Below are 26,342 nucleotides of genomic sequence, written 5' to 3'. Positions count from 1 at the left end.
TACGGGCTTTCAAGCCAGTTCAAGCTGCCCCAAGTAATCCAACCGCCGCTCAAATTGCTCAAGCGAATGTCCCGCAGGGAGCAGTCCGCGTTAAAGAACAGGAAAGCAACAATACGACTGCCACCGCCAACGCGATCATGTCCAGCAGTACCCTAATTCGCGGGAATATCTGGAATGGTGATGTTGACTTCTATAGCATTGAATTAGCTGCTGGCGACCGCCTGACCGCCGCAACCATGAGTTCGGCTTCAGCCTCTAACAACAACGATACGGTATTAACCTTTTTTGCGCCTGATGGTACAACCGTCATTGAAACCGATGATAACGATGGCTCACTTGGCGGCAATGCCTCGGTGATTAGTTCGGCTCCGGTGACCCAAACTGCTACCTACTATCTGCGGTTAAGTAGTACTAGTACCAACCAAGTTCGCTACTACGACTTCTATGTGCGGGTGTTGAGCGAAGCCGCCACTGCTGAAACAGAGCCAAATGATCTTTTGACAACCGCCCAAGTGTTGCCTACCAGCGGCACAATTTCGGGGGTCTTATCGGCTACAACCGACCTCGATTACTACCAGCTTAACTTGAATGCTGGTGATACGATCTTTACCAGCCTCGACCTCAACCCTGAGCGCGATGGCATTGTTTGGAACGGACGACTTGGGATCGGCGCGTTTAATGGCTTTACTTTAGTTGTTGATGATACCAGTGTAGTCTCACCAAATGCTGAAGCCCATTTTATGACCGTCAAGACGAGTGGTACCTACTATGTGCTGGCCTCAACGACGGCTGCAAGTATTCCGGCTGAAGCAACCTATTTGTTGGGTGTCACAGTGTTCCCTGCCGAGCAGCAAGCCAATTGTACAACCTACACCAGCGCTGATGTTGCCAAGACCATCCCAACGACTACCAGCTTTATTACCTCAACCTTGACTGTTCCCGACAACTTTATCATCGCTGATCTTGATGTCAGTATCGAACTGACTCATACCAACATGCCCGACCTCGATGTTCAACTCCAAGGACCAGATGGCAATGTTGGTGGGCTATTTACCGATATTAGCAATAATACCCAGACCACGATGAATATCGATCTTGATGATGAAGCCGCAATTCCAATTGGACTTTTCGCGATTGTCTCGGGCATCCGTTATATTCCAGAGTTGAATTATCGCCTCGATTGGTTCGATGGTGGTCGCTCGGCTGGCACATGGACACTCTTAATTCATGATGATACTGCTGCCAACGGTGGAACATTGCAAAATTGGAGCATCACACTGTGTGCTGCGCCACCAGCAAGCTGCCCCGATGGCATGAGTATGAGCACAATCACAAGTACTGATTTTGAGGCGAATGATGGTGGCTTTACCCATAGCGGAACCGCTGATTCATGGGAGTATGGCGCACCAGTCGCTACTCCATTGATTGGCAGCTATAGCGGGGCTAATAGCTGGAAGACCAACCTTGACGGAGCCTATTCGGTCAGTAGTATTGCCAATCTCTTCTCGCCATCAATTAGTATTCCCAACGTGACTGGCCCTGTCTACATCCAATGGCAACAACGCTACCAGATGGAAAGTGCTAATTTTGATCATTACACGGCCTCGGTTGGCACTGGCGTTGTGACCAAAACCTTGTATGAATTTGATGCAGCAACCATGACCAATGCAGTTGGTAACCCAAGCGTAACCTTCCAAGAAAGCACAGTTTGGAGCCGCCAACTCCACGATATTAGCGAGTTCAAGGGTCAATCAATCCAGGCCTTGTATCACCTAGATACTGATAGTTCAGTTCAATTGGGTGGTATCGCGATCGATGATTTCCAAATTATGGCCTGTGACGGTGAGCCAGCAACGGCTACACCAACCGCTACCAACACACCAACCAGCACGCCAACCGTTACCAGCACGCCAACCAACACACCAACCAACACACCAACCAACACACCGATTATCACGATTACCCCAACCAATACGCCGACGGCTACGGTTACCCCAAGTAACACGCCAACCGTTACGCCAAGTGTGACCGCTGGGCCAACCATGATTCCGGTTTATCTACCGTTAGTCGGTAAAGGCGAATAATTTAGCCTTTGCCTAATGCGGGCAGCCCGTGGATTGACCACGGACTGCCCGCATTAAGAGCACTAAACTTCCCCTTGCATTTGGTTGCTGTCTCGCCTATGCTAGCCCAATCCCTCTGATCGCTTCGATAAAACCTTGATTTAGGAGGTTTGTATGCGTCTACGGATTGGGTTTATTGGCCTCATGATCGCCCTACTCGGATTAACAAGCGGCTTGCGTAGCTTAACCAGCGTTCAAGCAGCACCTACCGCCACTCAAAATCTCGCAGCCCACCAACTTAATACTCCTCAAGGATTTACGCGGATTAGCGAACAAGAATCAAACGACACTCCCGCCATGGCCCAGGCAATCATTGGCGATTCTGCCGTTATTCGCGGCTATATCACGGCCAATGATAGCGATTTTTTTGTAATCCCACTTGCTAGCGGCCAACGGGTGGTCGCGGCAACAATGACCTCAGCTTCACCCGCAGCTATAGATTCGATCCTGACCCTCTATCAACCTGATGGGACAACCGTCTTGGAGCTTGATAATGACGATGGGATTTTTGGCGTGAGTTCTTCGGTTATCAGCTCAGCGATCATCACGACTACTGCAACCTACTATCTTAAAGTAACCGCCAACAATACCACTAATAAAATTTATTATTATGATTTATATCTACGAATCATGACTAGCGAGCCAACCGTCGAACAAGAGCCAAACGATCCAGCCCAAATGCTGCCAGCAACGGGCATTGTCAGTGGGATTATTAGCCAAACTGGCGATATTGATCGTTTTCAGCTGGCCTTGAATCCAGGCGACACGTTGTTTACAACCCTCGATATGGACCCCGAACGTGATGGCATTAGCTGGAATGGGCGGGTAACGATCGGGCCATTTGGGCCAAATATCATCACGATCAACGATAGTAATGCGGTCTCGCCGAATGCCGAATCGGCGCAATTGACCGTTAAAGAAGCTGGCGATTATATAATCAGCGTCGATAGCCTATCAGCAATTAATAATTCGACCTACATTTTGCAAGTGCTGATTATCCCAGCCATAGAGCAAGCCAATTGTCAGACCTATATGAGCACTGATGTCAATAAAACAATTCCATCTGGGCCAGGTATGATCACGTCGGGATTAAATATCCCTGATAATCTCTTAATTGGTGATTTGGATTTAATAATTCAGCTTGATCATACCTTTATACCCGATCTCGATGCGCAGTTGACTACGCCTGATGGGAATATCCTTGGGCTATTCAGCGATATTGGAATCACGACTAGTGCCCCAGCGAGCATGAACCTGATTATTGATGATGAAGCAGCCTTACCATCATTTCAAGCGCTTAGTGTCAATGGGCTAATCAATTTGCCTGAGGCAGCCTATCGGATGAGTTGGTTTGATGGCCAACGTACCCAAGGCGATTGGACATTAACGATCTATGATGATGCAACTGACGATGGGGGCACATTACTCAATTGGGGCGTGCGAATTTGTGCTGCGCCGCCGCCAGCCGATTGCCCCGATGGCACAGCTAGTAGCACGATCTATAGCAACGATTTTGAAGCGAATGATGGGGGCTTTACCCATAGTGGAACCAATGATCCATGGCAACATGGTCAACCAAACTCAGCGCCAATTGTGGGCAGTTATAGTGGCAGCAATAGTTGGAAAACCAATTTAACTGGCAATCATCCCGCTTTAATGAATGCCGACCTAACGTCGCCAGCCATTGATCTCAGCGGTGTAGTTGGACCAATTCAGGTGCAATGGCAACAACGCTATCAAATCGAATCAGCAGTATTTGATAATTATGTAGCACAGATTGTTGGGAGTGGCAACCAAGTGCTCTTTCAGCATCGCGATGGCGTAATGCGTGAATCAGTCGGCAATCCGCTGGTTACGGTTCAAACAAGCACAGGCTGGAGCCGCCAACTGTATGATATTAGTAGCTTTGTTGGTCAGTCGATTCAGCTGCAATTCCATATGGATACTGATACCACTGTTGAGTTGGCGGGTGTCGCCATTGATGATGTGCTGGTAACTGGTTGTGTTGTGCTCCCTACGGCTACCCCGACCGAAACACCAACGAACACACCGACCAATACACCAACCGAAACCCCAACGAACACACCGACCAATACACCAACCGAAACCCCAACCAATACGCCAACGGTTACAGTTACGCCAAGTAATACGCCAACCAACACCCCCAGCGTGACGGCTGGGCCAACCATGATTCCGGTCTATCTGCCGTTGGTTACTAAAGGCGAATAAATAATTTATAGTGTCGCTAAAATCGCAGCCCGTGGATTGACCACGGGCTGCCCGTATTAACAGCCCTAAACTCACCCTTGTATTTGGTTGTTGTCTCGCCTATGCTTGCCCAATCCCCGCTCATCGCTTCGATAAAACCTTGATTGTAGGAGGTTCGTATGCGTTTCAGGATTGGGTTTATCGGCCTTATGCTTGCCGTACTTGGGCTAACTGGTAGTTTGCCGGCTTTCAAGCCAGTTCAAGCCACCCTCAGTAATTCAAATACCTCGCAAATTATTCAAGCGCATGTACCCCAAGGTGCAGCTCGGATCAATGAACAAGAAAGTAATAATACACTTGCAACGGCTAACCCGATCATGGCGAGTAGGGCGATAATTCGTGGGATTATCTGGAGTGGTGATGTTGATATGTATCGGATTGAATTAGCAGCCGGCGACCGATTGAATGTTGCAACCATGACTTCCGCTGCAACCCATAGCAGCACTGACACCGTACTAAGCCTGTATGCACCCGATGGAACAAGCCTGATTGAATTAGACGATGATGATGGAACATTTGGTAATCTTTCATCAGTCATTAGCTCAGTTCCGGTCACCGTAACGGGTACATATTATATTCGTATCAATGCGTTCTTGGCTACCGCCCAAGTTCGTTACTACGATTTGTATGCACGCATCTTTAGCGAAACCGCCACTGCTGAACAAGAGCCAAATGATGTCGTTGGCACAGCCCAAGTGTTGCCAGCCAGCGGCGCTGTTGAAGGTAGTTTATCCGCCACGACTGATGTTGATGTGTTTCAGCTGAGCTTAAATGCCGGCGATACAATTTTTACGAGTATCGACTTTAACCCTGAACGTGATAGCACAAATTGGAATGGAAGCCTCGGTATTGGTCTATTTAACGGTCTTATTTTATTCGCTGATGATAACAGTACTTCGGCTCCGCCGAATGCTGAGGCTCATTTTATGACCGTTAAAAACAGTGGAACCTATTATGTTTTTGTTTCAACGAGTGCGAGTAGTATTCCTGCTGAGGCAACCTATCTATTAAATGTTACGGTCTTTCCTGCCGAGCAACAAGCGAACTGCACAACCTACACCAGCACCGATGTTGCCAAAACGATTCCAACCACCACCAGTTTTATCACCTCAACCCTGAGCGTTCCTGATAACTTTATCATTGCTGATCTTGATGTTAGCATTCAATTGACCCATAACAACATGCCCGACCTCGATGTCCAGTTGCAAGGGCCAGATGGTAATGTTGGTGGGCTATTTACCGATATTGGATCAAATCTTGTGACGATGATGAATCTTGACCTTGATGATGAAGCGGGGATTACGATTAACAGTTTCGCGGCTGTAGCTGAGATGAAGTATATTCCCGAATCTGTCTATCGCCTCAATTGGTTTGATGGTGGTCGCTCAGCCGGCACTTGGACGCTGTTGATTCACGATGATCTCGCTAGCAATGGTGGTACACTCCAAAACTGGAGTATTACGCTGTGTGCCGCCCCGCCCGCGAGCTGCCCCGATGGCATGAGCATGAACACAATCACGAGCACCGATTTTGAGGCCAATAATGGTGGTTTTACCCACAACGGAACCGGCGATACATGGGAGTATGGTGCACCAATCGCCGAACCACTGATCGGCAGTTACAGCGGGGTTAATAGTTGGAAAACTAATTTGGATGGAACCTATAGTGCTAGCAGTGTTGCCGATCTCTTCTCACCATCAATCAGTATTCCGAATGTGGCAGGCCCAGTCTATTTGCAATGGCACCAACGCTATCAGATGGATACGGCTGGATCTGATCGTTATAGCTCATCAATTGGTGCTGGGGCTGTGACCAAAACCTTATATGAGTTTGAGTCAGCCGTAATGACCAATCCAGTTGGCAATCCAAGTGTAACCTTCCAAGAAAGTACAGTTTGGAGTCGTCAGCTCCACGAGATTAGTGAATTCAAGGGTCAATCGGTTCGGGTTCAATATCACCTTGATAGTAATGCTACAACGAATTTGGGTGGTGTGGCAATTGATGATTTCCAAATTATGACATGCGATGAGGTAATCGCAACAGCTACATCAACGCCAACCAACACGCCAACTGCAACGCCAACCAACACACCGACCAATACGCCAACCGCAACCCCAACCAATACGCCGACCAATACACCAACTAACACGGTTACCCCAAGTAATACGCCAACCATGACCCCAAGCGCAACCGCTGGGCCAACGACGATTCCGGTCTATCTGCCGTTGGTTAGTAAAGGCGAATAAATTTATAGTGTCGCTAAAATCGCAGCCCATGGATTGACCACGGGCTATTTTTTTGCCTACCCATAAACCTATGAAGATTTGATGGAGTATAAGCTAAACCCTGAATGAGCAAAATCGGCATTTAACCTAGATTTTCTAAACCACCATTTAGCCTGCATTAGCCTACTTTTTAGCTAAACATTGCTACAATACAAGCAGCAAAACAAGCTCTCTGCAACCAGGAGTCGTTATGAGTAATCCCAAACGTACCGTCGGCATCGGCGGATTGATTATTGCCGCCCTCGCGCTCTCAGGGGTGGGCGGTGGTTTAGTCGGTGGTGTCGCAGGCTATCGCTTAGCCCAAGTTGATCAAACGGCAACGGCAGTGGCAGTCACACCAACCAGCGCCAATCAACAAACGACCGATAATCTGACTGCGCAACCAGTTGTTGCCAGCACGAATGATGCAGTTGTCCAAACTGTTGCTAAGGCCTCACCAGCAGTTGTAAAAATTATTAGTACGGTGGCTGGTGGTCAAGCCAGCGGTTCAGGGGCAATTATCAATGAAGATGGCTATATCATCACCAACAATCATGTGGTCGAAGGCCAAAGCCGCTTGCAAGTGATTTATTCTGATGGAACCAGCCACAATGCCGAGTTGATTGGCACTGATGCCTTTTCTGATATCGCCGTGATTCGGGTGCTCGATGCCGTACCAGCCACAATTTCCTTAGGCGATTCGGATAGCTTACAGCCAGGCGAAACGGTCGTGGCTATTGGTAGTCCGCTTGGTAAATTCCAAAATAGTGTGACGGTTGGAGTAGTCAGCGCTCTCGACCGCACAATTGATAGCATGGAAGGCCTGATTCAAACTGATGCAGCGATTAACCATGGCAATAGCGGCGGCCCACTGATCAACCTCAAAGGCGAAATTGTTGGGATCAATACGTTGGTTGTGCGCGGTGATATTGGCAGTATCGACGAAGCTCAAGGCCTAGGCTTTGCTGTCCCATCGAATATTGTGCGCGAAGTCAGCGATGCTTTGATTGCCAATGGCCAAGTTATTCGACCATATATAGGTATTCGCTACGAATTGCTCTCGCCCGAAACCGCCGAACTGGGGATTGCCAATGATAAAGGTGCCTTTGTGACCAATGTTGATGAAGGTACACCTGCTCGGCGAGCTGGCATTAGCCGTGGCGATATTATTCTCGCAGTCAATGGCGAAGAAATTACACAACGCCACTCATTGCAGCGCCTGTTGTTGCAATATAAACCAGGCGATACTGTAACGGTCACAATCGAGCGTAATGACCAACAACAGGAAGTGCAAATTACCCTCGCTGAACGCCCATAATCGCCTAATAAACCCAGTTTGCTAAGCCCTTCGTTCCCAAAACGAGGGGCTTTTTGATTGTGGCACGCTGCTTGCCCTTTACACAGCGTTTAGAATACAAACGAAACTTAGCCTGAAGGAGTGTTGAAATGCGTCGTTGGTTTTTAGCTCTGTGTCTTTTGGTGGTGCTGGCGGGCTGCTCAGGCAGTAGTATCGCCACCCAAGTCTCAGATACAGTCCAACAATTAAGTGAAACCTCAGTGCAAGATTTAGTTGATCGTTTGTCGGGGATCGAAGAGGCTGTGCGCAACAACGATTGGGAGCAAACCCGCGCTTTATTTAGCACGGTTGAAAATGGCTGGAATGCGCTACGTGTGCCAGTTGAGGCCGCCTTTCCTGAGATTGCCAGCAATATTCAAGCCCAAATCGATCAACTGAGCCAAGCCTTGAGCGTTGAACTCCCAAGCTCTGAAGACGTTCGAGCAGGCTTATCCAATTTGCGCGATCAATTAGTGGCTTTATTGCAAGCACTTTAGAGCTACTTTTTGCTGCAAATTGTGGTATGCTTTTTGAGGTTTCCAACGTAGAGGAATGTGTGTGGGTGAATTTCAGCAGGCTCTGGAGTATGCGCTTGAGCCGCGCAATTTGGCGCGATTAAGTGCTGCGCTCAATCGCCATGGGCAGCTTGTTGCTAGCGCGATGGCGATTGCGTTGCTACTAGGCTTGCCCTTTGGCTGGTGGAGCAGCCGCTCACGCCTGATTAGCGCCATTGCGATCAATACCACCAATGGGCTGCGGGTCATTCCTAGCCTTGCAATCCTCTTTTTGTTTGTAGCAATCCCAGGTTTTGGCTTGAGCATTCGTTCGGCAATTATTGCCCTAACAATCTTGGCTTTGCCACCAATTTTGATCAATACCAACGCGGCGTTTCGCACGCTCAACCCAGCTGTGCGTGAAGCCGCCAAGGCCATGGGTATGCCAGCATGGCTCCAATTATGGCGGGTCGAGTTGCCTTTAGCTGCGCCTGTCATTCTTTCGGGCATCCGCATTGCTTTGGTTGAGGTGATTGCCAGCGCCACCTTGGCCGCCTTTATTGGGGCTGGCGGGTTAGGCAGTTTTATCACCTTAGGATTTAGTATGAGTCGCGTCGATATTTTGCTTGTTGGCGCTATTCCGGTGGCTTTGCTCGCAATCTTGGCTGAAATCGTCATGGCCGGGCTATTGCGATGGGTACAACCACCACAGTTTTAAGCTTGTTGGATAGGAGGATTCATGCGACGTTTCATCCAGCTAACCGTGTTGCTCACGCTCTTGATGACAATTCTTGCCGCTTGTGGCGATGATGCAGCCAGCAGCACGACAGCTCCCAGTAGCGACCCAAATCCCGCCCCAAGTAGCAATCAAGTGATTCGGATTGCTTCCAAGAATTTTACCGAACAGTTTATTGTCGGTGAAATGTATGCTCTCTTGTTGGAACAGGCAGGCTACAAAGTTGAGCGCAAAATTGGCTTAGGTGCAACCGATGTAGCCCAAGCTGCCATGGAAAAAGGCGAGATCGATATTTATCCTGAGTACACTGGCACTGGTTTGTTGACTGTACTCAAATTGCCAACCCAAACCGATCCCAAAGCGGTCTATGAAACGGTCAAAAAAGGCTATGCCGAAAAATATCAAATTGCATGGCTCGACCCTGCACCAATGAATAACACCCAAGCCTTGGCCATGACCAAGGAAGGTGCTCAGAAATTTGGCATCATTACCATCTCGGATATGGCCGCCAAAGCAGGCGAACTACGCATGATCGGCCCACCTGAATTCCAAGAACGTGAAGATGGCTTACCTGGAATTCAAGCCAAGTATGGCAACTTCGAACTCAAGGAATATGTACCAGTCGATCCAGGCCTCAAATACAAGGGCTTGGTCGAAGGCAATGCCGATGTGGTGGTGGCCTTTGGCACTGACGGCGAAATTGCCAATTATGGCTTGGTCGTGCTCAAAGATGATCGCAACATGTTCCCGCCCTACCAAATCGCCCCATTGGTACGCCAAAGTGTTTTAGATGCTAACCCCAAATTGGCTGAAGTGCTGAACGCCTTGGCTCCCAAACTTGACGATGCGACCATGCAAAAGCTCAATTTTGAGGTTAGCGGCAATAATCGCAAGTATGAAGATGTTGCCAAAGAGTTCTTAACCACCCAAGGTTTGTTGAAATAGCTTTCGAGCATAACGTCAATCAGACCCGCTCCCACGACGGGAGCGGGTCTGGGGGTGAGGGAAATGTACAGGGAGTTATCGGCGTGAGCACAATCGAGTTTCGCAATGTTCGTAAAATCTATCCCAAGGCCGCAACTGCCGCGCTCGCCGATATTTCTCTGACGATCAATCGCGGTGAATTCGTGATTTTGCTTGGGCCTTCGGGCTGCGGCAAAACCACGCTCATGAAAATGATCAATCGCTTGATCGAGCCAAGCAGCGGCACAATTTTGCTCGATGGGGTCGATATTCAGTCGATCAATGCCACGAAATTGCGTCAGCAAATTGGCTATGTGATTCAGCAAGTTGGGCTTTTTCCGCATATGACGGTCGCTGAGAATATCGCAGTTGTCCCCAAATTGCTTGGTTGGCCCAAAGCCAAAATCCAAAGCCGCATCGACGAATTACTCCAGCTTATCCAGCTTGATCCTGCTCAATTTCGCCAGCGCTATCCCGCCCAAATTTCCGGTGGTCAAGCCCAGCGTGTTGGTTTGGCTCGGGCCTTGGCTGCCGATCCTGGGGTCATGCTGATGGATGAACCATTTGGCGCGATCGATGCGATCACCCGCACTGCCTTGCAAGATGAGATGCTGCGCATTCAACAGCAATTGCAGAAAACCATCGTTTTTGTGACTCACGATGTTGAAGAAGCGCTGCGTTTGGCTGATAAAATTGCAATTCTGCACGAAGGCACGATCGTTCAATACGATACTCCGCTCAATTTATTGCGCAACCCCGCTAATCACTATGTCGCTGAACTACTAGGAGCCGATGATTTAGTGCGCCGTTTGAGTTTAATTCAGGTGCGCCATGTGCTTCAACCACTGCCTGCAAGTTATGATTCCTCGTTAGCAAGCATCGAAAGTAGCCGCAATTTGCGCGATGGGCTGAATCAACTCCTCGCCAGCAGCAACGAACAATTGTTGGTCGTTGAACACAATCAACCAATTGGTATGCTCTCATTAGCCGCAATTCATGCCTATTTGCACCCTGAGGTCATCCATGAACGACATCGTTGATGGACTTCAGTATCTATTAACCGAACGGGCTGAGGTTTGGCAATTGCTTGGCCAGCATGTGACGATCAGCCTGATCGCGCTCTTGATCGCTAGTTTGATTGCGTTGCCGTTAGGGGTATTAGTGGTGCGGGTTGGTTGGCTGGCTGGTGGTGTGATGGCCGTGTTGAGTGTCTTATATACAATTCCTAGTTTGGCGATGTTGATTATGCTGATTGCGGTGTTTGGTTTGAGCAAAACCACCGTGATCGTGACCCTCGTGATTTATGCTCAAGTGATTTTGGTGCGCAACATTGTGGTTGGCTTGAAGAGCATTGATCGCTCGGTGCTAGAAGCGGCGCGAGGCTTGGGCATGAATGCTTGGCAAATTTGGTGGCAAGTCGAATTGCCTTTGGCTTTGCCGATTATGTTGGCCGGCCTACGGATTGCCGCCATGATGTGTATTGCGATTAGCTCAATTGCCGCAATGATTGGCGTTGGTGGCTTGGGGCAATTATTGTTTCAAGGCATCACCTTTGATCGCGCCGATATGATTTGGGCTGGCACAATCAGTATTGCCAGTTTGGCCTTGGTTTGCTATGGGTTATTAGCTTTGTTGGAGCAACGACTTAGCCCAAAAATATAATTGGAGCTGCGACCAGCTTGCAATAGCCATTGCAAAATATCGCTAGCTCCAATTATAGCCAAACCATACGATAGCTACGAGCAGCGCCAAAGCGCCATAACGTGAGTTAAAACCAACGCTTCTCAATCACATACTTCTGATAAAACTCTCCGTCAGAAGCCACTAAATAGAGGATGGCCTGAGCCAAACAGACTAAGCCAACCAAGGCATAGCCAAAAAAGCCAATTATAATACAGGCCAATGGCAAGAACACCACATTTGATAAGAGCAAAATCAAACCCATTTGATTATTACCCAAATAAAAGCCATGCAACCCCAATGGCCCGGCAAAAAAGGCTAACAAAGCAGCAACAACTTTATTTTTATCGCCTGCAACATAGTTTTGGGGCACTTGATATTGATATTGGTTGGGCTGTTGGTAAGGTGCAATTGGTTGTTGATAATTGGCTTGATACATTGGTGGTGGCTGAACTGGCTGGCTATATTGTTGATAGCCTGGTTGGGCAGGAGTAGAATTGGCATTTTGTTGATAGGCCACAGTTTGAGCGCCATGGACTGGGCTGCCTTGCAACGAACCACCACAATTGGTACAAAACATCACATCAGGATGGGTTTGGGTGTTACAAGTTGGGCAAATTTTATAAAATGGTTGAGTCATAACTCGTTCCTTAGTGCCAATAACAGCACAGTTAAGTTATATTTTTTGGTGTCATCACAGCTAGCTTTAAGACGTTTTTAAAAGATCTTTTGTTTCAACCATAGTCTAGCAATTAGGGTTTAGCTTGCCATCAGTCGCAAGATGCAGCTTAAATCGGTCGAGTGCCGATAGCTATCGAGCAGTAATCGCGCGAAAATAGCATATCAAATTTTGGTATGGAGTACAATCATGACTATTTACTTTTACGCGGTTTCAGCTGAATTTGGTTGCTTCTCGAACTTTTCGGCCCATGGATTTAAGCTCGATGGCCACTACTGGCCGACCAGCGAGCATTATTTTCAAGCCCAAAAATTTGCTGGCACTGACTATGCTACAACAATTCGGCTAGCCAAATCGCCAGCAATTGCCGCCCGACTGGGACGCAGCCGCAAACAACCGTTGCGCCGCGATTGGGAAGCGATCAAAGATGAGGTGATGCGCCGCGCCTTGTTGGCAAAATTCCGTAGCCACGCTGATATTCGGTCGATTTTGCTTGCAACTGATGATCAGCCGCTGGTCGAGAATGCTCCCAATGATTATTATTGGGGCTGTGGTATTGATGGCTCAGGCAAAAATATGCTTGGTCAATTATTAGTCGAAATTCGCCAAACCCTACGTGATGAGGAAGTTGCATGAGCCATGCCCGCTTTTCTATTGAGCAGTTACATCATTTTCAATGTGGCGCATGTAGCGGTTGGTGGAGCATCGGCGATGCTCCGCCTCGCGATCATTGGTTTTGCCCATGGTGTGGCACTCAATTGATCAATGCTGGGCCGCTGCCGCCGCTCAACTCCAGCCCCGAAGCGCCAGAAGGCCCAGAAAATAACCCGCTACTCAATGATGGCCTAGCAATCGATTGAGCATTTGCTGGGGCAGCAAGCGCTAGTTGGCAAGCAGCGCTGAATCTTGTACGATGGCGCAAGCAGTTTTTTGAAGGAGCCGTCCATGCTAAACCCTGCCGATCAACTTTTACTCAAAAGCCTCTGCAACGATCTGGTTGCCGTCGAAGCCCAAATCAGCGAACTTGAAACCCAACGCGAAAGCTTGCGTGCTCGAATTTCAGAACTTGTCGAGCAGTTGGGCGGCAAAATTCAGTTGCGTGGCTTTGGTACGTTGCAAATCTCTAATCCTAGCGTGATTGTTTCCTACGATCGCAAGGGTATCGAGCAGTTGGTGCAGCAATTAGCAGAGGCTGGTAATTTTGCGCTGGTTGATGCAATTCAAACGTCGCGCAAGGAATCAATGCGCAGCGGCGGCCTGCGAATTATGCGTGAAAAAGCCTAAGTTATGCGCTTAACTCGCCGTTTATTGCTCAAAAGCTTATTCATTAGCCTAATTTGCGGTGTAGCACTGCTGCAATTGTATCGCCAGCGTGTGCCACCAGCCTTTAATTTGCCTGCCGCTGCTAGTGTGCGAACCCAGCACCCAATCGTTGGCGTTCATACCCGCTTGATGGGCTTGGATGAACCCACGATTCGCCGAACCTTGCAGCAGGTACGCGAAATGGGCGCAACCACGATTATCGATTTGTTTCCGTGGGCCGTGATTCAGCCACGTTCAGCCAATAGCTACGAGTGGACGGGCAGCGATATGCTGATTGCCCATGCCCAACGCCAAGGCCTGACCGTGATCGCACGCTTGGATTTTGTGCCAGCTTGGGCACGTCCTGCCAACACCAGCGATCGCTATCTCGACCCTGATCACTATGCGGCTTATGCTGATTTTGTGGCGGCGTTTGCTCAACGCTATGTGCCGCAGGGCGTGCAGGTGTTGCAAATTTGGAATGAGCCAAATCTACGCTTTGAATGGGGCGATCGTGCGCCTGATCCGGTAGCCTATGCAAATTTGTTGAAAGTCGTCTATCCGCGAGTCAAAGCAGTTGCTCCCGAAGCCCAAATTACCTTGGCTGGGCTTGCGCCAGGTGGCCCAACTGGCCTGATCGATCCCCAAACGCTGAGCGTCAATGATTTGACTTTTCTTAAATTGTGTTTGGCTGAAAAACCGCGCTTTGATGCAGTTTCGGTGCATGCCTATGGCTCGATCAACCCTGCCGAACAAGCGCCAGATCCCACAATTACTAACTTTCGGCGGACTGAGTTGATTTATGAGTTGGTGCTAGCAGCGGGTTATGATGTACCGTTTTATATCACCGAGGGCGGCTGGAACGATCACGCCCGTTGGCCAAACGCCGTGCCACCGCCAATCCGTGTGCAAAATACGCTTGCAGCCTATGCTTGGGCTGAGCAACATTGGCCATGGATGCGCACTGTAGGCTTTTGGCAATTTTCATTGCCCAATCTTACCTACACCTATGCCGATAACTACACCTTTGTAGCGCCCGATGGCACACCCAAAGCCATTTATTACGCGGTGCAAGCATTTACTCAACAACCTTGAAAATGAGCAGTAGCAATGCCGAGACCACGAAGGGCACAAAATGAGACTAAAGGCTTTGGGCTATAGGCTATGTGAGTCATTGTAAGCTCACAAAATGTTCCGCTGCTAGCCAAAAGCCTTCAGCCAATAGCCATACTCCCTGCTGGTTTCTGCCCTGAACCTTGGCTCCTAGCTTCTCGGTGCTTCGCTCTCGGATTGTTGTTGTTTGAGCAGGGCATTGCGCCGCATCGTCAGCGTCCAAATTGCCGCAACTACCAAAAATGGTGCTAAACAAATCAGCGTGGTGATCCATGGTGGAAATGGCGGGGTGACCAGCACTTTAAATTGATGCTGACCAGTGCTATCGCCCGCAGTCACGGTTACATCAAGCGTCCAATAGCCCTCTTGATCAAATTCGATGGTTTGTTCGATACTGGCTTTGTGGCTGGCGCTTTGACCACTGGCGCTCGAACTGCTTGGCCCTGTGCTGTTGGCATCGGCCACGGCTTGAATCGCGATCGTTACTTCACCATCGTTCATGCTGGCTGGTAGCTCAATATCGCTATAAAACGTGCCAGTGCCCACATCGGGGTCGGCCTTCATCGAGAGCGTAAACTCACCGATTTTTTGATCATACAACACGGTGTAGGGTTCGCCAAAATGTGCCGCTGCTGGTTGCAATGGCACAAGGCTCACGAGAATCAAGCTGGCGATAAACATTCCACGAAAAAGAATGATCCAGCGTTGCAATGTTTGCATACAATTATCCTTCTAGAATCCCACGCATATCCATTGGTTGGCTCAGCAGCCACATCGCGCTGCCAGCCATCGCTACGATGACCAGCGCCCACGGCAGCCAAGCCCAGCGCTGTCGTTGTTTGGTGATGCTGGTTGTCGTTTGCCATGTAATCACCGCTGAAAGCACGCTGCCCAGCAGAATCATGCCGATTTGAAATGGGTAGATCATCACTTGTGGCACCAGTGGGCTTAATCCCGTTACCGGCATCCAGCTAAAATTAATCCCCGCTTCGGCCAGTAACGAGCGCAAGACTGGCAGAATCGTCCAAAAGCCGATGATAAAGTGAAAGGCATAGTGAGCTGTCCACATGGCAATGCCAATCGGCAAAAAGCCCTTCATAAAGCGATTGATGATCGCAATCAAGCGTTCGCTATGGCCGCTAATGCGTCGAAAGAGCCATGCTGCTCCGCCTAACAAAACGACTGGCTCAATCACTAAGGCCAAGATAAACACCACACTTAGCAAGAATGTTTCGCTACTGATGGCAAACTGGCTGGTGAGCCAATTGTAAAAGCTATAGACTGGGCTGATCATGCCGAAGGCGTTGAGCAATGCCCCCCACGTAAAGACCAACATGAGCAAGCTAAAATCGCTGCGTTGTTCGATTTTGCCAATGCCTGAGCGTGGTTCTAGGCTGATTAGCTCTTGGCCTGGCACACGAGCTAGCAAGCCAATATTATCGTGAGGGCAAGCATGAATACAATCCAAACACATCGTACAATCGAGATTGCCGACCTTTTTGGGTTGAAACAGCCATAATTCACAACCTGGCTGATCATCACGCCCCACAATGCAATCTTTGGTTTGGCAGGTTTGGCAGCGTTGGGGCTGGCGCACCGCCACCTCGATTGGCGAGAGGGTTGAACTCAACATATTAAATTGGCCCAGCGGACAGACATATTTACAAAATGGCGCACCCTGAAAACTGCTATCGATCAGCAGGGCCGCCACAAAATAAGCCACAATCAGCCAAGCCGTCCACCACGGCGAGGCCCACAAATCAAAGCGCTCGTAGATAAAGAAAAATGCGACCAATAAACCAGTCGTTAGCCATTTGTTGCGCAGCCAGCTTGGCCATTTGAAGCGTGGTTTGAGCCAGCGTCGCGCCAAATTGCGTGGCAACATAAATGGGCAGGCCATACAAAATAAGTTGCCAACCACCAACAAGGCCAACATCAAAAAGCCGCGATAATGCACCCACACCAGCACTGTGGCACTATTTTTGGGAGCCAACTGAGCGCCAGTCATGCCATCCCAAACCATCAACATGGCTATGGCAAATAACGGCATTTGCAGCGCAAAACGGGCATAGCGCCAACGCCCCAGCCAGCGCAAGCCTGGCAATTTCAGTAAATCAATCGCTGGAAGCTGTTGCATTGTTCAACTCCCTTTATTGAATATTGAAGGCCGGCAGCGTTCGTTGCATAACAGCACCGTTGGATTCAGTGACGTTGACGATCAAAACCCATTCGCCGAGCATCGAAAAATCAATGTTTGCCTGATATTTACCAGCGCCAAGCGGCTCCATCGGCACAATTTGCGAGGGCATGCCAGCGTGAGTCATGGTGGCCTCGATTTGTACTTTGGCGTTTTCCAAGGGCGTTGCGCCATCGCTGATGCTCAACACAATCGTTTGCACCGCCATCGTGCTCGGGGTTTGTTCAAGGCTGATGTTCAAACGTGGATCATCGCTGGGCGTGCGGCTACAGCCAAGCAAACTGACGAAAATCAAACTTAACAGAATTAACTGGGTATAACGTAGCATATGGCAAAACCTCAAAATAAATATCCCACAGCAGTGGGCATTGGGCCAAATATTCGACGTGTGAATGGGTTAAACTGTTTTTGGGGGTGGCACGTAGCGCGGGTGAAACCACATGGCATAATTCAAAACCGGGGTTTCCCAATAACGCCAACGTTGCTTGAGTGGGCTTAAATCGAGCAAGAGATTTGGCACGAGCCAGCTTAGTTGGCCATGCCCATGCTCGGCAATTGGGTTAAACGGCAGTGAAAGCGGCGCTTCGGATTCTGCTTGAGGTAGATCGTTAATGTGTGGCATGCATGGGTAAAACCACCAGCCAAGCGGGTGCTGATGGTAGTTGGCTTGGCCGATTGGTAGCAAAATCAGCACAATCAGGCTGCTTAGCCAACAATAGCCTAAAAATGATTGGTCGTATGCCATGCGTGTTCTGCCTCTTTAACCACAACCTGTACTATAGCAAACCGATTGCAAAACGCCAAATTTGGCCTTTTGCGCTGATTTTGGTATAGTGTAGTTAACGAAAAGGACGTTAGGTTATTTGTATGGCGCATGAATTCCACATTTTACGCACTATGACGTGGCTCAGCACAATTGTGTTGCTGCTGATTCCGTTGGTGCTTGCGCCATGCCAACCACGGATTTTGATCAGTTATCATTATCCATGTGCGGCTCAAGTAGACCAAGGTTTTAACGATGAGCATCATGCCGAACAGCCAATTTCAACCCCGGCTGAGTCGCCAAGTGATGCCTGTGTTAGCCATGCCGCTCCATTTCTGTCAATTTCTGCGCAATTCGAATTAATTCTGGTGGCCGATCAGCTGCATTGGATGCCTGATCCGCTGAATTATCGCTCGCCCAGTTTAGCCCTCCTCGTCCCCCCACCTAAAAACATTTAATCCTTCATTAAGTTTCTTGCCCAATTTGCCTGATCATGGTTGATGATCAAGGCTGATTTGGTCGTGATCTGGTATTCACATCATCAAATAAAGAAGGATCTTATGCAGCCCTCTGCAATCGAATCATCGGCGCTCAGCGAGCCTGATGAGCACATACCTATTTCATTTGGACAGCGTGTCCGCGAAAACTTAGGCTATTTGGCTTGGCTTCAGGCGGTTGTTGCAACGCTTGGCAGCCTCTATTTTAGCGAGATTAAGGGCTTTCCGCCGTGTAACTTGTGTTGGTATCAACGGATTTTGATGTATCCACTGGTGCTGATTCTGACGGTGGGGATTATTCGCCGCGATCCGGCCATGCGTTGGTATGGCTTGCCGTTGAGTATTGGTGGCTGGCTGGTCGCTAGCTATCACTGTTTGCTGACCTATGGCGTAATTTCGGCTGAACTTGCGCCGTGCAGCGCGGGGGTTTCGTGTCTTGCCCGTTGGATCAACTGGTATGGCTTTATTACGATTCCATTGCTGGCTTGGGTCGCCTTCAGCGTCATCACCATTGCGTTGTTATTTGCTAAACCTGCTAAGGAGCTTGATCATGAATAAATCTGTTGCTACCAAAAAACGCCAAGCCCGCACCCGCAAACCTCAAGGTGGCTTGCCGCGTGAAGTTAAGATGTTGCTTTGGTTGAGTGTGCCAATTTTGTTGATTGTGGCGGTGGTGATGTTGACCAAAGCTGGAGCCGAACCAGCCCAAACCGTCGATGTTTCGCGCTTGATCTACCCTGATAGTCCAGTTTTGGGCAAAACCGATGCGCCAGTCACGATCGTTGAGTTTCTTGATCCTGAATGTGAGTCGTGTCGCGCCTTCTTCCCGATTGTCAAGGATGTGCTAGCTCAAAACGGCGATAATGTGCGCTTAGTCGTGCGCTATTTCCCCTTGCATAACAACTCGGTCTTGGCGATTGCGGCAACCGAAGCTGCTGGCAACCAAGGCAAATATTGGGAAATGCAAGAGCTGCTGTTCAATAAACAAAGTGAATGGGGCGAAAAACAAACTCCTCAAACTGCCTTGATGTTGCAATATGCCCAAGAATTGGGCCTAGATGGCGATCAGTTTGCCAAAGATTTGAGCGACCCCAAGATTATGCAAAAGATCGAGCGCGATAATGCCGATGCCCAAGCGCTGAATGTACGGGGAACGCCTAGCTTCTTCGTCAATGGCAAAGAAGTTAGCTCACTCAGCCAAGCTGCTTTGCAAAGTGCAATCGACGACGCGAAATGATGCTGGCAGCGCTGCTTGATTGATCATCGAGCAGCGCTTTTTACGCTTTGTTGAGATTCGAATGCGCCAACAAGCTGGAAATTGCGGTCAAGCCTGCGACCAAGCCAATTGCCCAAGCCATGCCCAGCCAATCGGCGATAATTCCTGCCAATAATGCCCCGATCGCATAACCAAGATCGCGCCAAAAGCGATAGATGCCCAAAACTCTGGCACGACTGGCTGGGGTCGCATTATCGCTGACCACGGCGATTAATGTTGGGTAGACCATGGCCGTGCCAAGGCCCAAACCAATGCTGCTCAGCAACCACCAACCAAAACTAGTGGTGTTGACAATCAAGCCCAACGCAGCGGCTTGCAGCAACATTCCCTGCACAATCAGCGCTTTGCGCCCAAGTTTGTCGGAGAGCGGCCCCGTAATCAGTTGGCCAACGCTCCAAACCGCTGGATAGATAAATTTGAGCAAGCCAATCGCTGGCAGATCAAGCCCATAGCTGGCGAAAAACAGCGGCAAAATGCCCCAAGCCATGCCATCGTTAAGATTGTTGATCAAGCCTGCCTGACTGGCTCCAAATAAGCTGCGATTGCCCCATGATGTTTGCTGCACCAGCTGCCAGAAATTGCTGCTCGTGCTGGTGGCTTGCTGCACCAAGCCATGGGTTTCGCGCACCAAGCCAATCGATAACCCAAGGCCTATGATGGCATAGCCGATGCCAAGATAAAAGGGCACAGGCCGCACGCCATAGCTGCTAGCCAAATAGCCAGTTAGCCAAGCGGTGATGGCAACCGCCATATAACCAGTAAATTCGTTGAGGCCAACCGCAAACCCGCGTTGTTGTGGCCCTACCAAATCAATTTTCATCACGACTGCCATTGACCAAGCTAAGCCTTGGTTGATGCCAAGCAACACATTGGCGGCAACGATCCAGCCCCAACTTGGGGCATAAATCAACATCCATGGCACTGGCAATCCCACCAGCCAACCCAACACCAAAATTCGTTTGCGCCCATAGCGATCAGCCAAAACCCCAGCGATCAAGTTCATCAAGGCTTTGACCAAGCCAAAACTGATGATAAAACTCAACACAGTGGTGGTGCTGTTCAGGCCAAAGGTTTGGCTGCCAAGAATTGGCAAGATCGTGCGTTCTAGGCCAATCATGCCGCCGACCATGGCATTGATCAGCATCAGCAGGCTAAATTGACCAAGATTGGCGCGTAGGCCAGTTTGGTTGATCGCAGGATGGGTTTTAGGCGATAGCACAGCGGTTGGCTCCAGCTTCGAGGGTTATGAGATCGTCGGGTAGCGCGGCTCCAGCCTGATTCAACTGGACAATCGTTTGATGATTCGGCGGCGTTGCTGGGCGCACAGCGGTTAATCCCGCCACAAATTCAGCTTTAGTTTGCGCTAAACGAGGTGTTGCCGCCTGCACCTCAGCTAAACTCGCCATAATTGGCGCACCATCAAAAGCAACCGGTTTGCTGGTGTGGCCTGGCAAGATGATGCTTGCAGGATCAAGTGCCAAAATCGTTTGCAAGCTTTGGTATAGGGCACTGGCTCGTTCTTGCGCTTCAGCGGTTTGGGCTTCGAGGTCGGGCCGCCCAACTGCCGCCAAAAACAGCGTGTCGCCACTAAAAAGATGACTGCCATCGAGCAAATAGCTCATGCTTTCCCAGGTATGGCCAGGTGTAGCTAAGGCCTGAATTGTGGCGGCTCCAAACTGAATTTGCATATTGGCGCTGATTGGCTGGTATCCGCCACTGCTACGTTGATTGGCGGGCAGATAAAAAGTTGTACCACTCAATTCGGCCAATTGGCGTGAACGCGAAAAGTGATCGGCGTGAATATGCGTATCCAAAACGGCCTGAATCTGCCAGCCCCGCGCTTGCGCTAGTTGTAGATAAACCGCTGGATCAAGGCTGGCATCGATTACCAACGCTTGGCCTTGCGAACCGATTAGGTATGAAAGACAACCTTTGCCTGTGCGCCGAATTTGGATAATTTCGGTGCCATTTGCTAGCGTTGGCAGTTGAGCACTATTCCAAGCCAAACTCCATGCTTGCATGCCGCCAGCCAACGAATAGACCTGATAGCCTCGCGCTTGGAGTTGTTCGGCGGCAACAAGGCTCATCTTGCCCATTCCACACACCGTCACAATTGGCTGGTTTTGGGGCAGATTGAGGTTTTGCAGGGCTGAGGCAATTTGACCAACCTTTAAATCGTGGTAAGCCTCGGCGTGGACACTTTGCGGAATCGACCATTCCTGCCAATCGGCCTCAGGCCGAACATCGAGCACAGTTATCGATTGGCCTTGGCTCAACCAAGTTTGTAAGGTTGTCACATCAATTGTTTGAATCATTTGGCTGTTTCCTGAACTAAGGCAAAACCATGAGCTTGCCATTCGACAATTCCACCATCGAGCCTATAGACTTCAAAACCACGTTGGCTGAGCGTTGCCACCGCCTCATCGGCAAATAGGCAATATGGCCCACGGCAATAGGCCACAATTGGCTGATCGGGCGCTAATTCGGCCAAGCGCTGGCTTAATTCAGTGATCGGAATTGAACGGGCTTGAGGTAAATGGGCAACAGCAAATTCGTTGCTCGGTCGCACATCCACCAACACCACATCTTGCTGCTCGATCCGCTGATATAAATCGTTGATGCTGATCGATTGATATTGGCTGCGATCTGCCAAAAAGTGCTGGACGACTGCCTGCACATCGGCTAGTTGGCTTTCGCCGACCTGACGCAAACTAAGCCACAATGCTTGGACACTCGGATTCGCTAGGCGGTAGTAGGCATACAGGCCTTCGCGGCGCACACTAACCAATTGAGCAGCTCGCAAGGTTTGCAAATGTTGCGAAGCGTTGGCAATCGAAAGCGCCGTTTCATTGGCCAAATCCTCGACTGTGCGTTCACCTTGGGTCAGCAAATCGAGCAACTCCAGCCGATGAGGGTTGGCCAAAGCCCGACTGATCCGCGCAAATTGCTCATACAAGGCATCCTTAAATTGGCGTTTTTGGCTCAATTCCATAATCAAAACCTCAAGTATTACATTATTCAATAGAATACTTGAATAATAATCAATGTCAATAGCCAAATCGCGCTGATTGACAAGCAGTCATGATTTATATATCATCGTATCAGTATGTAATGATATGTTGAGGTGGATAATGAATCCAATTATTCAAACTGATGTGATCGAATTGAAAGCCAAGCTTTTTCGTGGTTTGGCCGATGCTTCGCGTTTGAAAGTGCTTGAGGCGCTTTGTGCCGAACCGCTGACAGTTTCGGCGATTGTGGCAGCAACCCAGCTCAGCCAATCGAATGTTTCCAATCATCTGGGTTGTTTGCACGATTGTGGTTTGGTCGCACGGCAACAGCAAGGTCGCTTTGTCTACTATCGGCTGAGCGATCCACGGGTGGGCGAGTTGGTTAATTTGGCTGCCAGCTTATTGGCCGATGTTGCGCACGGGGTATATGCCTGTACCCGTTACACTGGCGAGGTGAACCAATGAGCCAGCAAACGATCAGCTTACCGATTCGCGGCATGGATTGTTCAAGTTGTGCGCTGCATATTCAAACTGTTTTGGGCGAGCTACGTGGAGTGGTGCAAACACAAGTGTTGTTTTCAGCCGAAAAAGCCCTGATTACCTTTGATGATCAGCTGCTGGAACCAAACGCTTTAGTCCAAACGATTGAACAAGCGGGCTATCAGGTGCCGCAGCTTCAGGCGGCTACGCCAAAATTAACCCCTGCAAGTGCTAGTTTGTTGCTGCTCTTTGGTGCGATTGTCGTTGTAGTGTTGGGCTTCAGCGTGCTTGGGGAGCAGCTTGGTTGGCTTGATTTGCTAATCGACTGGATTCCTTGGCCGATTGGCGTGGCCGTAGTGCTTGTGGCGGGTTATCGGATTTTTTGGCGCGTACTGCAGGCAGCTTGGCGCAAAACAGTGCTTTCGCACAGCTTAATGAGCATTGGGGTGATTGCTGCTTTAGCGATTGGGCAATGGCCAACCGCGCTGCTGGTGGTGCTGTTTATGCGCATCGGCGAATATGTTGAACAATTTACTTCGAGCCAAGCTCGCCGTGCAGTCAAAGAATTAACCGCCTTGGCTCCAACCCTTGCTCAGGTTGAACGTGATGGAACTGAAATTCAGCTGCCAATCGAGGCAGTTCAAGTTGGCGATGTCGTAGTGGTGCGGCCTGGCGATCAAATTCCAGTGGATGGTGTAGTGCTACGAGGAGCCGCCACTATCAATCAAGCAACCATTACTGGCGAATCGATGCCAATTGATGCAATTGAGGGAACCCAGGTTTTTGCCGCAACCTTGGCAACTGCGGGAAGTTTGCGCATTCGAGCAACGGCGGTTGGTCGAGATAGCACCTTTGGCAATGTTATTAAATTGGTTGAAGAGGCTGAATCGCAAAAAGCCGAAATTCAACGGATTGGCGATGCTTTTTCGGGCTATTATCTGCCAGTTGTGGCGCTGATTGCCTTGTTGACCTTTGTGATTCAGCGTGATCCCTTGGCAACGGCGGCGGTGCTGTTGGTGGCATGTTCATGCTCATTTGCCCTAGCTACACCGATCGCTATGCTCGCGACGATTGGCGCAGCAGCTAAACAGGGCATCTTGATCAAAGGTGGTAAATATCTCGAAGCACTAGCCAAAACGAGTGTGGTACTCATTGATAAAACTGGTACGTTGACCCATGGCCAGCCTGCGGTGAGTCAGGTTGTGGTGCATGCTGCAACGAATGAGGCCGAGGTTTTGCGCTGGGCAGCGGCAGCCGAGCAAGATTCCGAGCATCCCTTGGCTAAGGCGATTGTGCAAGCTGCCCGTGATCAAGCAATTGACCTTCCCCAAATTAGTGAATTTAAGTCACTGGCGGGGTCGGGCGTACAAGCGGTGATCGAGGCTCAAAGCGTGGTTGTTGGGCATCGACGGTTGCTGGGCGAACATCCCTTACAAACTCAGGCCACCGCGCTAGAACAGCAGGGTCAAACCGTGATTTGGGTATTGCGCGAACAGCAAGTATTGGGATTAATTGCCTGTGCTGATCGCTTGCGAGCTGATGTTGCCCCGGCGATTGCTCAATTACGGCGTTTGGGTATTGAGACAATTGAAATCTTGACTGGTGATAATCTGTCAGTCGCAGCCAATATTGCCGAGCAATTAGGTATTGGCTATCAAGCTGAATTATTGCCCGCCGATAAATTAGCAATTGTGCGTCGTTACCAAGCGCAAGGCCACCATGTAGTGATGATTGGCGATGGCGTGAATGATGCTCCAGCTTTGGCTCAAGCCCATGTTGGAATTGCGATGGGTGTGGCGGGCACGGCGGTTGCCCTTGATGCTGCGCATATCGCCTTATTGCGCGATGATTGGAGCTTAATTCCGCAAGCTTTGGCCTTGGCTTTACGCACCATGCGGATCGTTAAGGGCAATCTTGGCTTTACCGTGGCCTATAACGTGATTGGCCTTAGTTTGGCCGCCTTGGGAATCTTACCACCTGTTTTGGCTGCCGCCGCCCAATCGCTACCCGATTTAGGCATTATGGCCAATTCAGCCCGATTATTGCGTTACAAACATTTGACATGAGTTGGACAGACTTCTATACTTGCGCCATTCAGCAGATTTTTATGCATTTCAAGGCGTTGCTGCACCGACGTTGGTCGGGTGCTGCTTAGTGTTTGTGTAGGAGGATTGTGTATGTTGACGGAAGTTTCACAGGTTGCTAAACCACAATGGCGAGCCTATTTGGTTTCTTTGGCCTTGGGGCTATTGCTGTTTTTCTTGATGGCGTTAGATCAAGGTCAACTGCTCAGTTTGATTCAAGGCCAAGTTGCCTACACCCAAAATCTGATTCACGAATCGGTTCATGATAGCCGCCATGTTAACGGTATGCCCTGCCATTAAGCGAGAACCTGATGCAACGAATTTCTTTTGGTGTTGTGCTCAAGGCCTTGTTGCTCGCGGTTTTGCTGGCGGGCGCAGTGGTCGCAACATTTCATTTATTGTTCACCGAGCCGTTAATCGACCAAGCGATTGGCTATGAAGATTTGAATCATACACTCAACGAAACTCCCCATGCTGGCGGTGATGAGCCAATTGTCAGCCGCAATGGCCAAAAAATTGGCTTGTTTGTTGGCTATGGGCTATATGGCTTAAGTTGGGCTTTGCTGTTGTCGGTGGTGTTTCACCTTGGGCAAGGCTTTTTTGGCAAGCTTGGTTTACGCCAAACAGGCTTAATGTTTGCCTTGTTGGTATTTTGGGCCTGCGCCTTGATGCCATTCCTGAAGTATCCAGCCAATCCACCAGGCGTTGGCGAGCCAGATACCGTCAATCTGCGCCAGCAACTCTACGTTGGTATTCAAGTTGCCTCGGCGGTTGGAGTTGGTGTGGCTTTGACGCTTGGGCGTTGGCTTGCAGCACGTTGGAAGCTGCCAGAATGGGCTTGTAGTGGATTATTGTTATTGCTTAGTGGCTTCATTATCCAATTAAGCTTTCCGGCGGCAACCGATCCAATTCGCTTGCCGATGGAGTTGGTCAATGAATTTCGGGCTTGGTCGTTGGCTGGCTTAAGTTTATATTGGCTGATCGTCGGAGTCGCATTTGGTGGCTTGTTACGCTTCTTCACGCGCAAGCCTCAGCCAATCACCAACTTAAAACCTCTTCCTCAATAAACCCAATAT

General features: G+C 49.6%; 25 protein-coding genes and 3 pseudogenes. 20 read left to right on the top strand and 8 right to left on the bottom strand.

The annotated features are described in order from the left end of the window. The first annotated feature begins 137 nt into the window (after positions 1 to 137). The 9 genes and pseudogenes from LCH85_10855 to LCH85_10815 all read left to right on the top strand — a co-directional run bounded on the left by LCH85_10855 (position 138) and on the right by LCH85_10815 (position 11,846). Positions 138 to 1,280: pseudogene (locus tag LCH85_10855) on the top strand (pre-peptidase C-terminal domain-containing protein). Between the two features lie 2,184 nt (positions 1,281 to 3,464). Continuing rightward, positions 3,465 to 4,121, top strand: a pseudogene (locus LCH85_10850) (immune inhibitor A). 587 nt (positions 4,122 to 4,708) lie between these two features. Then, positions 4,709 to 5,857, top strand: a pseudogene (locus tag LCH85_10845) (pre-peptidase C-terminal domain-containing protein). 1,009 nt (positions 5,858 to 6,866) lie between these two features. Next, positions 6,867 to 7,973: a trypsin-like peptidase domain-containing protein gene (locus tag LCH85_10840; GenBank protein ID MCA0352481.1), complete on the top strand. Its 1,107-nt coding sequence runs from the start codon at positions 6,867 to 6,869 to the stop codon at positions 7,971 to 7,973. Between the two features lie 128 nt (positions 7,974 to 8,101). Then, on the top strand, positions 8,102 to 8,488 hold the full coding sequence (locus LCH85_10835) for a lipoprotein (protein MCA0352480.1): 387 nt from the start codon (positions 8,102 to 8,104) through the stop codon (positions 8,486 to 8,488). Between the two features lie 61 nt (positions 8,489 to 8,549). Beyond that, a complete protein-coding gene (locus LCH85_10830; protein ID MCA0352479.1) occupies positions 8,550 to 9,203 on the top strand; it encodes an ABC transporter permease in 654 nt (217 codons plus the stop codon). A gap of 21 nt (positions 9,204 to 9,224) precedes the next feature. Beyond that, positions 9,225 to 10,166 carry a quaternary ammonium transporter gene (locus LCH85_10825; GenBank protein MCA0352478.1) on the top strand — a complete coding sequence of 314 codons (942 nt, stop codon included), beginning with the start codon at positions 9,225 to 9,227 and terminating at the stop codon, positions 10,164 to 10,166. 83 nt (positions 10,167 to 10,249) lie between these two features. After that, the gene (locus LCH85_10820) at positions 10,250 to 11,224 is read left to right on the top strand and encodes an ABC transporter ATP-binding protein (protein MCA0352477.1); all 975 of its coding nucleotides are present in this window, start codon (positions 10,250 to 10,252) and stop codon (positions 11,222 to 11,224) included. Beyond that, a complete protein-coding gene (locus LCH85_10815; GenBank protein ID MCA0352476.1) occupies positions 11,208 to 11,846 on the top strand; it encodes an ABC transporter permease in 639 nt (212 codons plus the stop codon). The genes LCH85_10820 and LCH85_10815 overlap by 17 nt, the downstream gene beginning before the upstream one ends. A 106-nt stretch (positions 11,847 to 11,952) precedes the next feature. Here the strand turns inward: LCH85_10815 and LCH85_10810 are convergent, their stop codons facing one another. Beyond that, positions 11,953 to 12,237, bottom strand: a complete 285-nt coding sequence (locus LCH85_10810; protein ID MCA0352475.1) for a TM2 domain-containing protein — start codon at positions 12,235 to 12,237, stop codon at positions 11,953 to 11,955. Between the two features lie 495 nt (positions 12,238 to 12,732). Here LCH85_10810 and LCH85_10805 point away from each other — a divergent pair, with 495 nt between their 5' ends. The 4 genes from LCH85_10805 (at position 12,733) to LCH85_10790 (ending at position 14,940) form a co-directional block, all read left to right on the top strand. Next, the gene (locus LCH85_10805) at positions 12,733 to 13,179 is read left to right on the top strand and encodes an NADAR domain-containing protein (GenBank protein MCA0352474.1); all 447 of its coding nucleotides are present in this window, start codon (positions 12,733 to 12,735) and stop codon (positions 13,177 to 13,179) included. Next, positions 13,176 to 13,403, top strand: a complete 228-nt coding sequence (locus tag LCH85_10800) for a hypothetical protein (GenBank protein ID MCA0352473.1) — start codon at positions 13,176 to 13,178, stop codon at positions 13,401 to 13,403. The genes LCH85_10805 and LCH85_10800 overlap by 4 nt, the downstream gene beginning before the upstream one ends. Positions 13,404 to 13,488: 85 nt before the next feature. Next, a complete protein-coding gene (locus tag LCH85_10795; GenBank protein MCA0352472.1) occupies positions 13,489 to 13,827 on the top strand; it encodes a hypothetical protein in 339 nt (112 codons plus the stop codon). A gap of 3 nt (positions 13,828 to 13,830) precedes the next feature. Next, positions 13,831 to 14,940, top strand: coding sequence for a hypothetical protein (locus LCH85_10790; protein ID MCA0352471.1), 1,110 nt, complete (start codon positions 13,831 to 13,833; stop codon positions 14,938 to 14,940). 168 nt (positions 14,941 to 15,108) lie between these two features. Here the strand turns inward: LCH85_10790 and LCH85_10785 are convergent, their stop codons facing one another. From LCH85_10785 to LCH85_10770, 4 genes are all read right to left on the bottom strand, one after another. Beyond that, positions 15,109 to 15,678, bottom strand: a complete 570-nt coding sequence (locus tag LCH85_10785) for a hypothetical protein (GenBank protein ID MCA0352470.1) — start codon at positions 15,676 to 15,678, stop codon at positions 15,109 to 15,111. Positions 15,679 to 15,682: 4 nt separating this feature from the next. Beyond that, positions 15,683 to 17,095 (bottom strand): FesM, encoded by a 1,413-nt coding sequence (locus LCH85_10780; protein ID MCA0352469.1) that lies wholly within the window; start codon positions 17,093 to 17,095, stop codon positions 15,683 to 15,685. 13 nt (positions 17,096 to 17,108) lie between these two features. Then, positions 17,109 to 17,483 (bottom strand): FixH family protein, encoded by a 375-nt coding sequence (locus LCH85_10775; GenBank protein MCA0352468.1) that lies wholly within the window; start codon positions 17,481 to 17,483, stop codon positions 17,109 to 17,111. A 69-nt stretch (positions 17,484 to 17,552) separates the two neighbouring features. Continuing rightward, positions 17,553 to 17,900 (bottom strand): hypothetical protein, encoded by a 348-nt coding sequence (locus LCH85_10770; GenBank protein MCA0352467.1) that lies wholly within the window; start codon positions 17,898 to 17,900, stop codon positions 17,553 to 17,555. 122 nt (positions 17,901 to 18,022) lie between these two features. Between LCH85_10770 and LCH85_10765 the strand changes: the two genes are divergently transcribed. The 3 genes from LCH85_10765 to LCH85_10755 all read left to right on the top strand — a co-directional run bounded on the left by LCH85_10765 (position 18,023) and on the right by LCH85_10755 (position 19,652). Continuing rightward, a complete protein-coding gene (locus LCH85_10765; GenBank protein ID MCA0352466.1) occupies positions 18,023 to 18,376 on the top strand; it encodes a hypothetical protein in 354 nt (117 codons plus the stop codon). A 102-nt stretch (positions 18,377 to 18,478) separates the two neighbouring features. Then, complete coding sequence (locus tag LCH85_10760; GenBank protein MCA0352465.1) at positions 18,479 to 18,973, top strand: disulfide bond formation protein B; 495 nt, start codon at positions 18,479 to 18,481, stop codon at positions 18,971 to 18,973. Further along, positions 18,966 to 19,652: a DsbA family protein gene (locus tag LCH85_10755; protein ID MCA0352464.1), complete on the top strand. Its 687-nt coding sequence runs from the start codon at positions 18,966 to 18,968 to the stop codon at positions 19,650 to 19,652. Before LCH85_10760 ends, LCH85_10755 begins: the two co-directional genes overlap by 8 nt. A 40-nt stretch (positions 19,653 to 19,692) precedes the next feature. Here LCH85_10755 and LCH85_10750 read toward each other — a convergent pair whose 3' ends face one another. The 3 genes from LCH85_10750 to LCH85_10740 are packed head-to-tail and all read right to left on the bottom strand — an operon-like array spanning position 19,693 to position 22,683. Beyond that, positions 19,693 to 20,910 carry an MFS transporter gene (locus LCH85_10750; protein ID MCA0352463.1) on the bottom strand — a complete coding sequence of 406 codons (1,218 nt, stop codon included), beginning with the start codon at positions 20,908 to 20,910 and terminating at the stop codon, positions 19,693 to 19,695. Next, positions 20,897 to 22,006: an MBL fold metallo-hydrolase gene (locus LCH85_10745; GenBank protein ID MCA0352462.1), complete on the bottom strand. Its 1,110-nt coding sequence runs from the start codon at positions 22,004 to 22,006 to the stop codon at positions 20,897 to 20,899. The genes LCH85_10750 and LCH85_10745 overlap by 14 nt, the downstream gene beginning before the upstream one ends. Next, entirely contained in the window at positions 22,003 to 22,683 is a 681-nt protein-coding gene (locus tag LCH85_10740; GenBank protein ID MCA0352461.1) for a metalloregulator ArsR/SmtB family transcription factor, read from the bottom strand. Before LCH85_10740 ends, LCH85_10745 begins: the two co-directional genes overlap by 4 nt. Positions 22,684 to 22,822: 139 nt before the next feature. On the opposite strand from LCH85_10740, the gene LCH85_10735 reads away from it, so the two are divergent. The 4 genes from LCH85_10735 to LCH85_10720 all read left to right on the top strand — a co-directional run bounded on the left by LCH85_10735 (position 22,823) and on the right by LCH85_10720 (position 26,333). Continuing rightward, positions 22,823 to 23,167: a metalloregulator ArsR/SmtB family transcription factor gene (locus tag LCH85_10735; GenBank protein MCA0352460.1), complete on the top strand. Its 345-nt coding sequence runs from the start codon at positions 22,823 to 22,825 to the stop codon at positions 23,165 to 23,167. Beyond that, positions 23,164 to 25,248, top strand: coding sequence for a cadmium-translocating P-type ATPase (cadA, locus tag LCH85_10730; GenBank protein ID MCA0352459.1), 2,085 nt, complete (start codon positions 23,164 to 23,166; stop codon positions 25,246 to 25,248). Before LCH85_10735 ends, cadA begins: the two co-directional genes overlap by 4 nt. A 111-nt stretch (positions 25,249 to 25,359) precedes the next feature. Continuing rightward, the gene (locus LCH85_10725; protein ID MCA0352458.1) at positions 25,360 to 25,566 is read left to right on the top strand and encodes a CbtB-domain containing protein; all 207 of its coding nucleotides are present in this window, start codon (positions 25,360 to 25,362) and stop codon (positions 25,564 to 25,566) included. Between the two features lie 11 nt (positions 25,567 to 25,577). Then, a complete protein-coding gene (locus LCH85_10720) occupies positions 25,578 to 26,333 on the top strand; it encodes a CbtA family protein (GenBank protein ID MCA0352457.1) in 756 nt (251 codons plus the stop codon). Positions 26,334 to 26,342 lie beyond the last annotated feature (9 nt).

This window comes from Chloroflexota bacterium (assembly GCA_020161265.1).
Lineage (GTDB): Bacteria > Chloroflexota > Chloroflexia > Chloroflexales > Herpetosiphonaceae > Herpetosiphon.
This window is presented reverse-complemented; position numbering and strand designations above follow the sequence as displayed.

Coding starts and splice junctions, on each gene's coding strand:
- LCH85_10835 (MCA0352480.1), top strand. CDS start 8,102: ATGCGTCGTTGGTTTTTAGCTCTGTGTCTTTTGGTGGTGCTGGCGGGC.
- LCH85_10745 (MCA0352462.1), bottom strand. CDS start 22,006: ATGATTCAAACAATTGATGTGACAACCTTACAAACTTGGTTGAGCCAA.
- LCH85_10815 (MCA0352476.1), top strand. CDS start 11,208: ATGAACGACATCGTTGATGGACTTCAGTATCTATTAACCGAACGGGCT.
- LCH85_10770 (MCA0352467.1), bottom strand. CDS start 17,900: ATGGCATACGACCAATCATTTTTAGGCTATTGTTGGCTAAGCAGCCTG.
- LCH85_10755 (MCA0352464.1), top strand. CDS start 18,966: ATGAATAAATCTGTTGCTACCAAAAAACGCCAAGCCCGCACCCGCAAA.
- LCH85_10780 (MCA0352469.1), bottom strand. CDS start 17,095: ATGCAACAGCTTCCAGCGATTGATTTACTGAAATTGCCAGGCTTGCGC.
- LCH85_10795 (MCA0352472.1), top strand. CDS start 13,489: ATGCTAAACCCTGCCGATCAACTTTTACTCAAAAGCCTCTGCAACGAT.
- LCH85_10825 (MCA0352478.1), top strand. CDS start 9,225: ATGCGACGTTTCATCCAGCTAACCGTGTTGCTCACGCTCTTGATGACA.
- LCH85_10785 (MCA0352470.1), bottom strand. CDS start 15,678: ATGCAAACATTGCAACGCTGGATCATTCTTTTTCGTGGAATGTTTATC.
- LCH85_10775 (MCA0352468.1), bottom strand. CDS start 17,483: ATGCTACGTTATACCCAGTTAATTCTGTTAAGTTTGATTTTCGTCAGT.
- LCH85_10840 (MCA0352481.1), top strand. CDS start 6,867: ATGAGTAATCCCAAACGTACCGTCGGCATCGGCGGATTGATTATTGCC.
- cadA (MCA0352459.1), top strand. CDS start 23,164: ATGAGCCAGCAAACGATCAGCTTACCGATTCGCGGCATGGATTGTTCA.
- LCH85_10805 (MCA0352474.1), top strand. CDS start 12,733: ATGACTATTTACTTTTACGCGGTTTCAGCTGAATTTGGTTGCTTCTCG.
- LCH85_10720 (MCA0352457.1), top strand. CDS start 25,578: ATGCAACGAATTTCTTTTGGTGTTGTGCTCAAGGCCTTGTTGCTCGCG.
- LCH85_10765 (MCA0352466.1), top strand. CDS start 18,023: ATGGCGCATGAATTCCACATTTTACGCACTATGACGTGGCTCAGCACA.
- LCH85_10760 (MCA0352465.1), top strand. CDS start 18,479: ATGCAGCCCTCTGCAATCGAATCATCGGCGCTCAGCGAGCCTGATGAG.
- LCH85_10735 (MCA0352460.1), top strand. CDS start 22,823: ATGAATCCAATTATTCAAACTGATGTGATCGAATTGAAAGCCAAGCTT.
- LCH85_10790 (MCA0352471.1), top strand. CDS start 13,831: ATGCGCTTAACTCGCCGTTTATTGCTCAAAAGCTTATTCATTAGCCTA.
- LCH85_10800 (MCA0352473.1), top strand. CDS start 13,176: ATGAGCCATGCCCGCTTTTCTATTGAGCAGTTACATCATTTTCAATGT.
- LCH85_10725 (MCA0352458.1), top strand. CDS start 25,360: ATGTTGACGGAAGTTTCACAGGTTGCTAAACCACAATGGCGAGCCTAT.
- LCH85_10740 (MCA0352461.1), bottom strand. CDS start 22,683: ATGGAATTGAGCCAAAAACGCCAATTTAAGGATGCCTTGTATGAGCAA.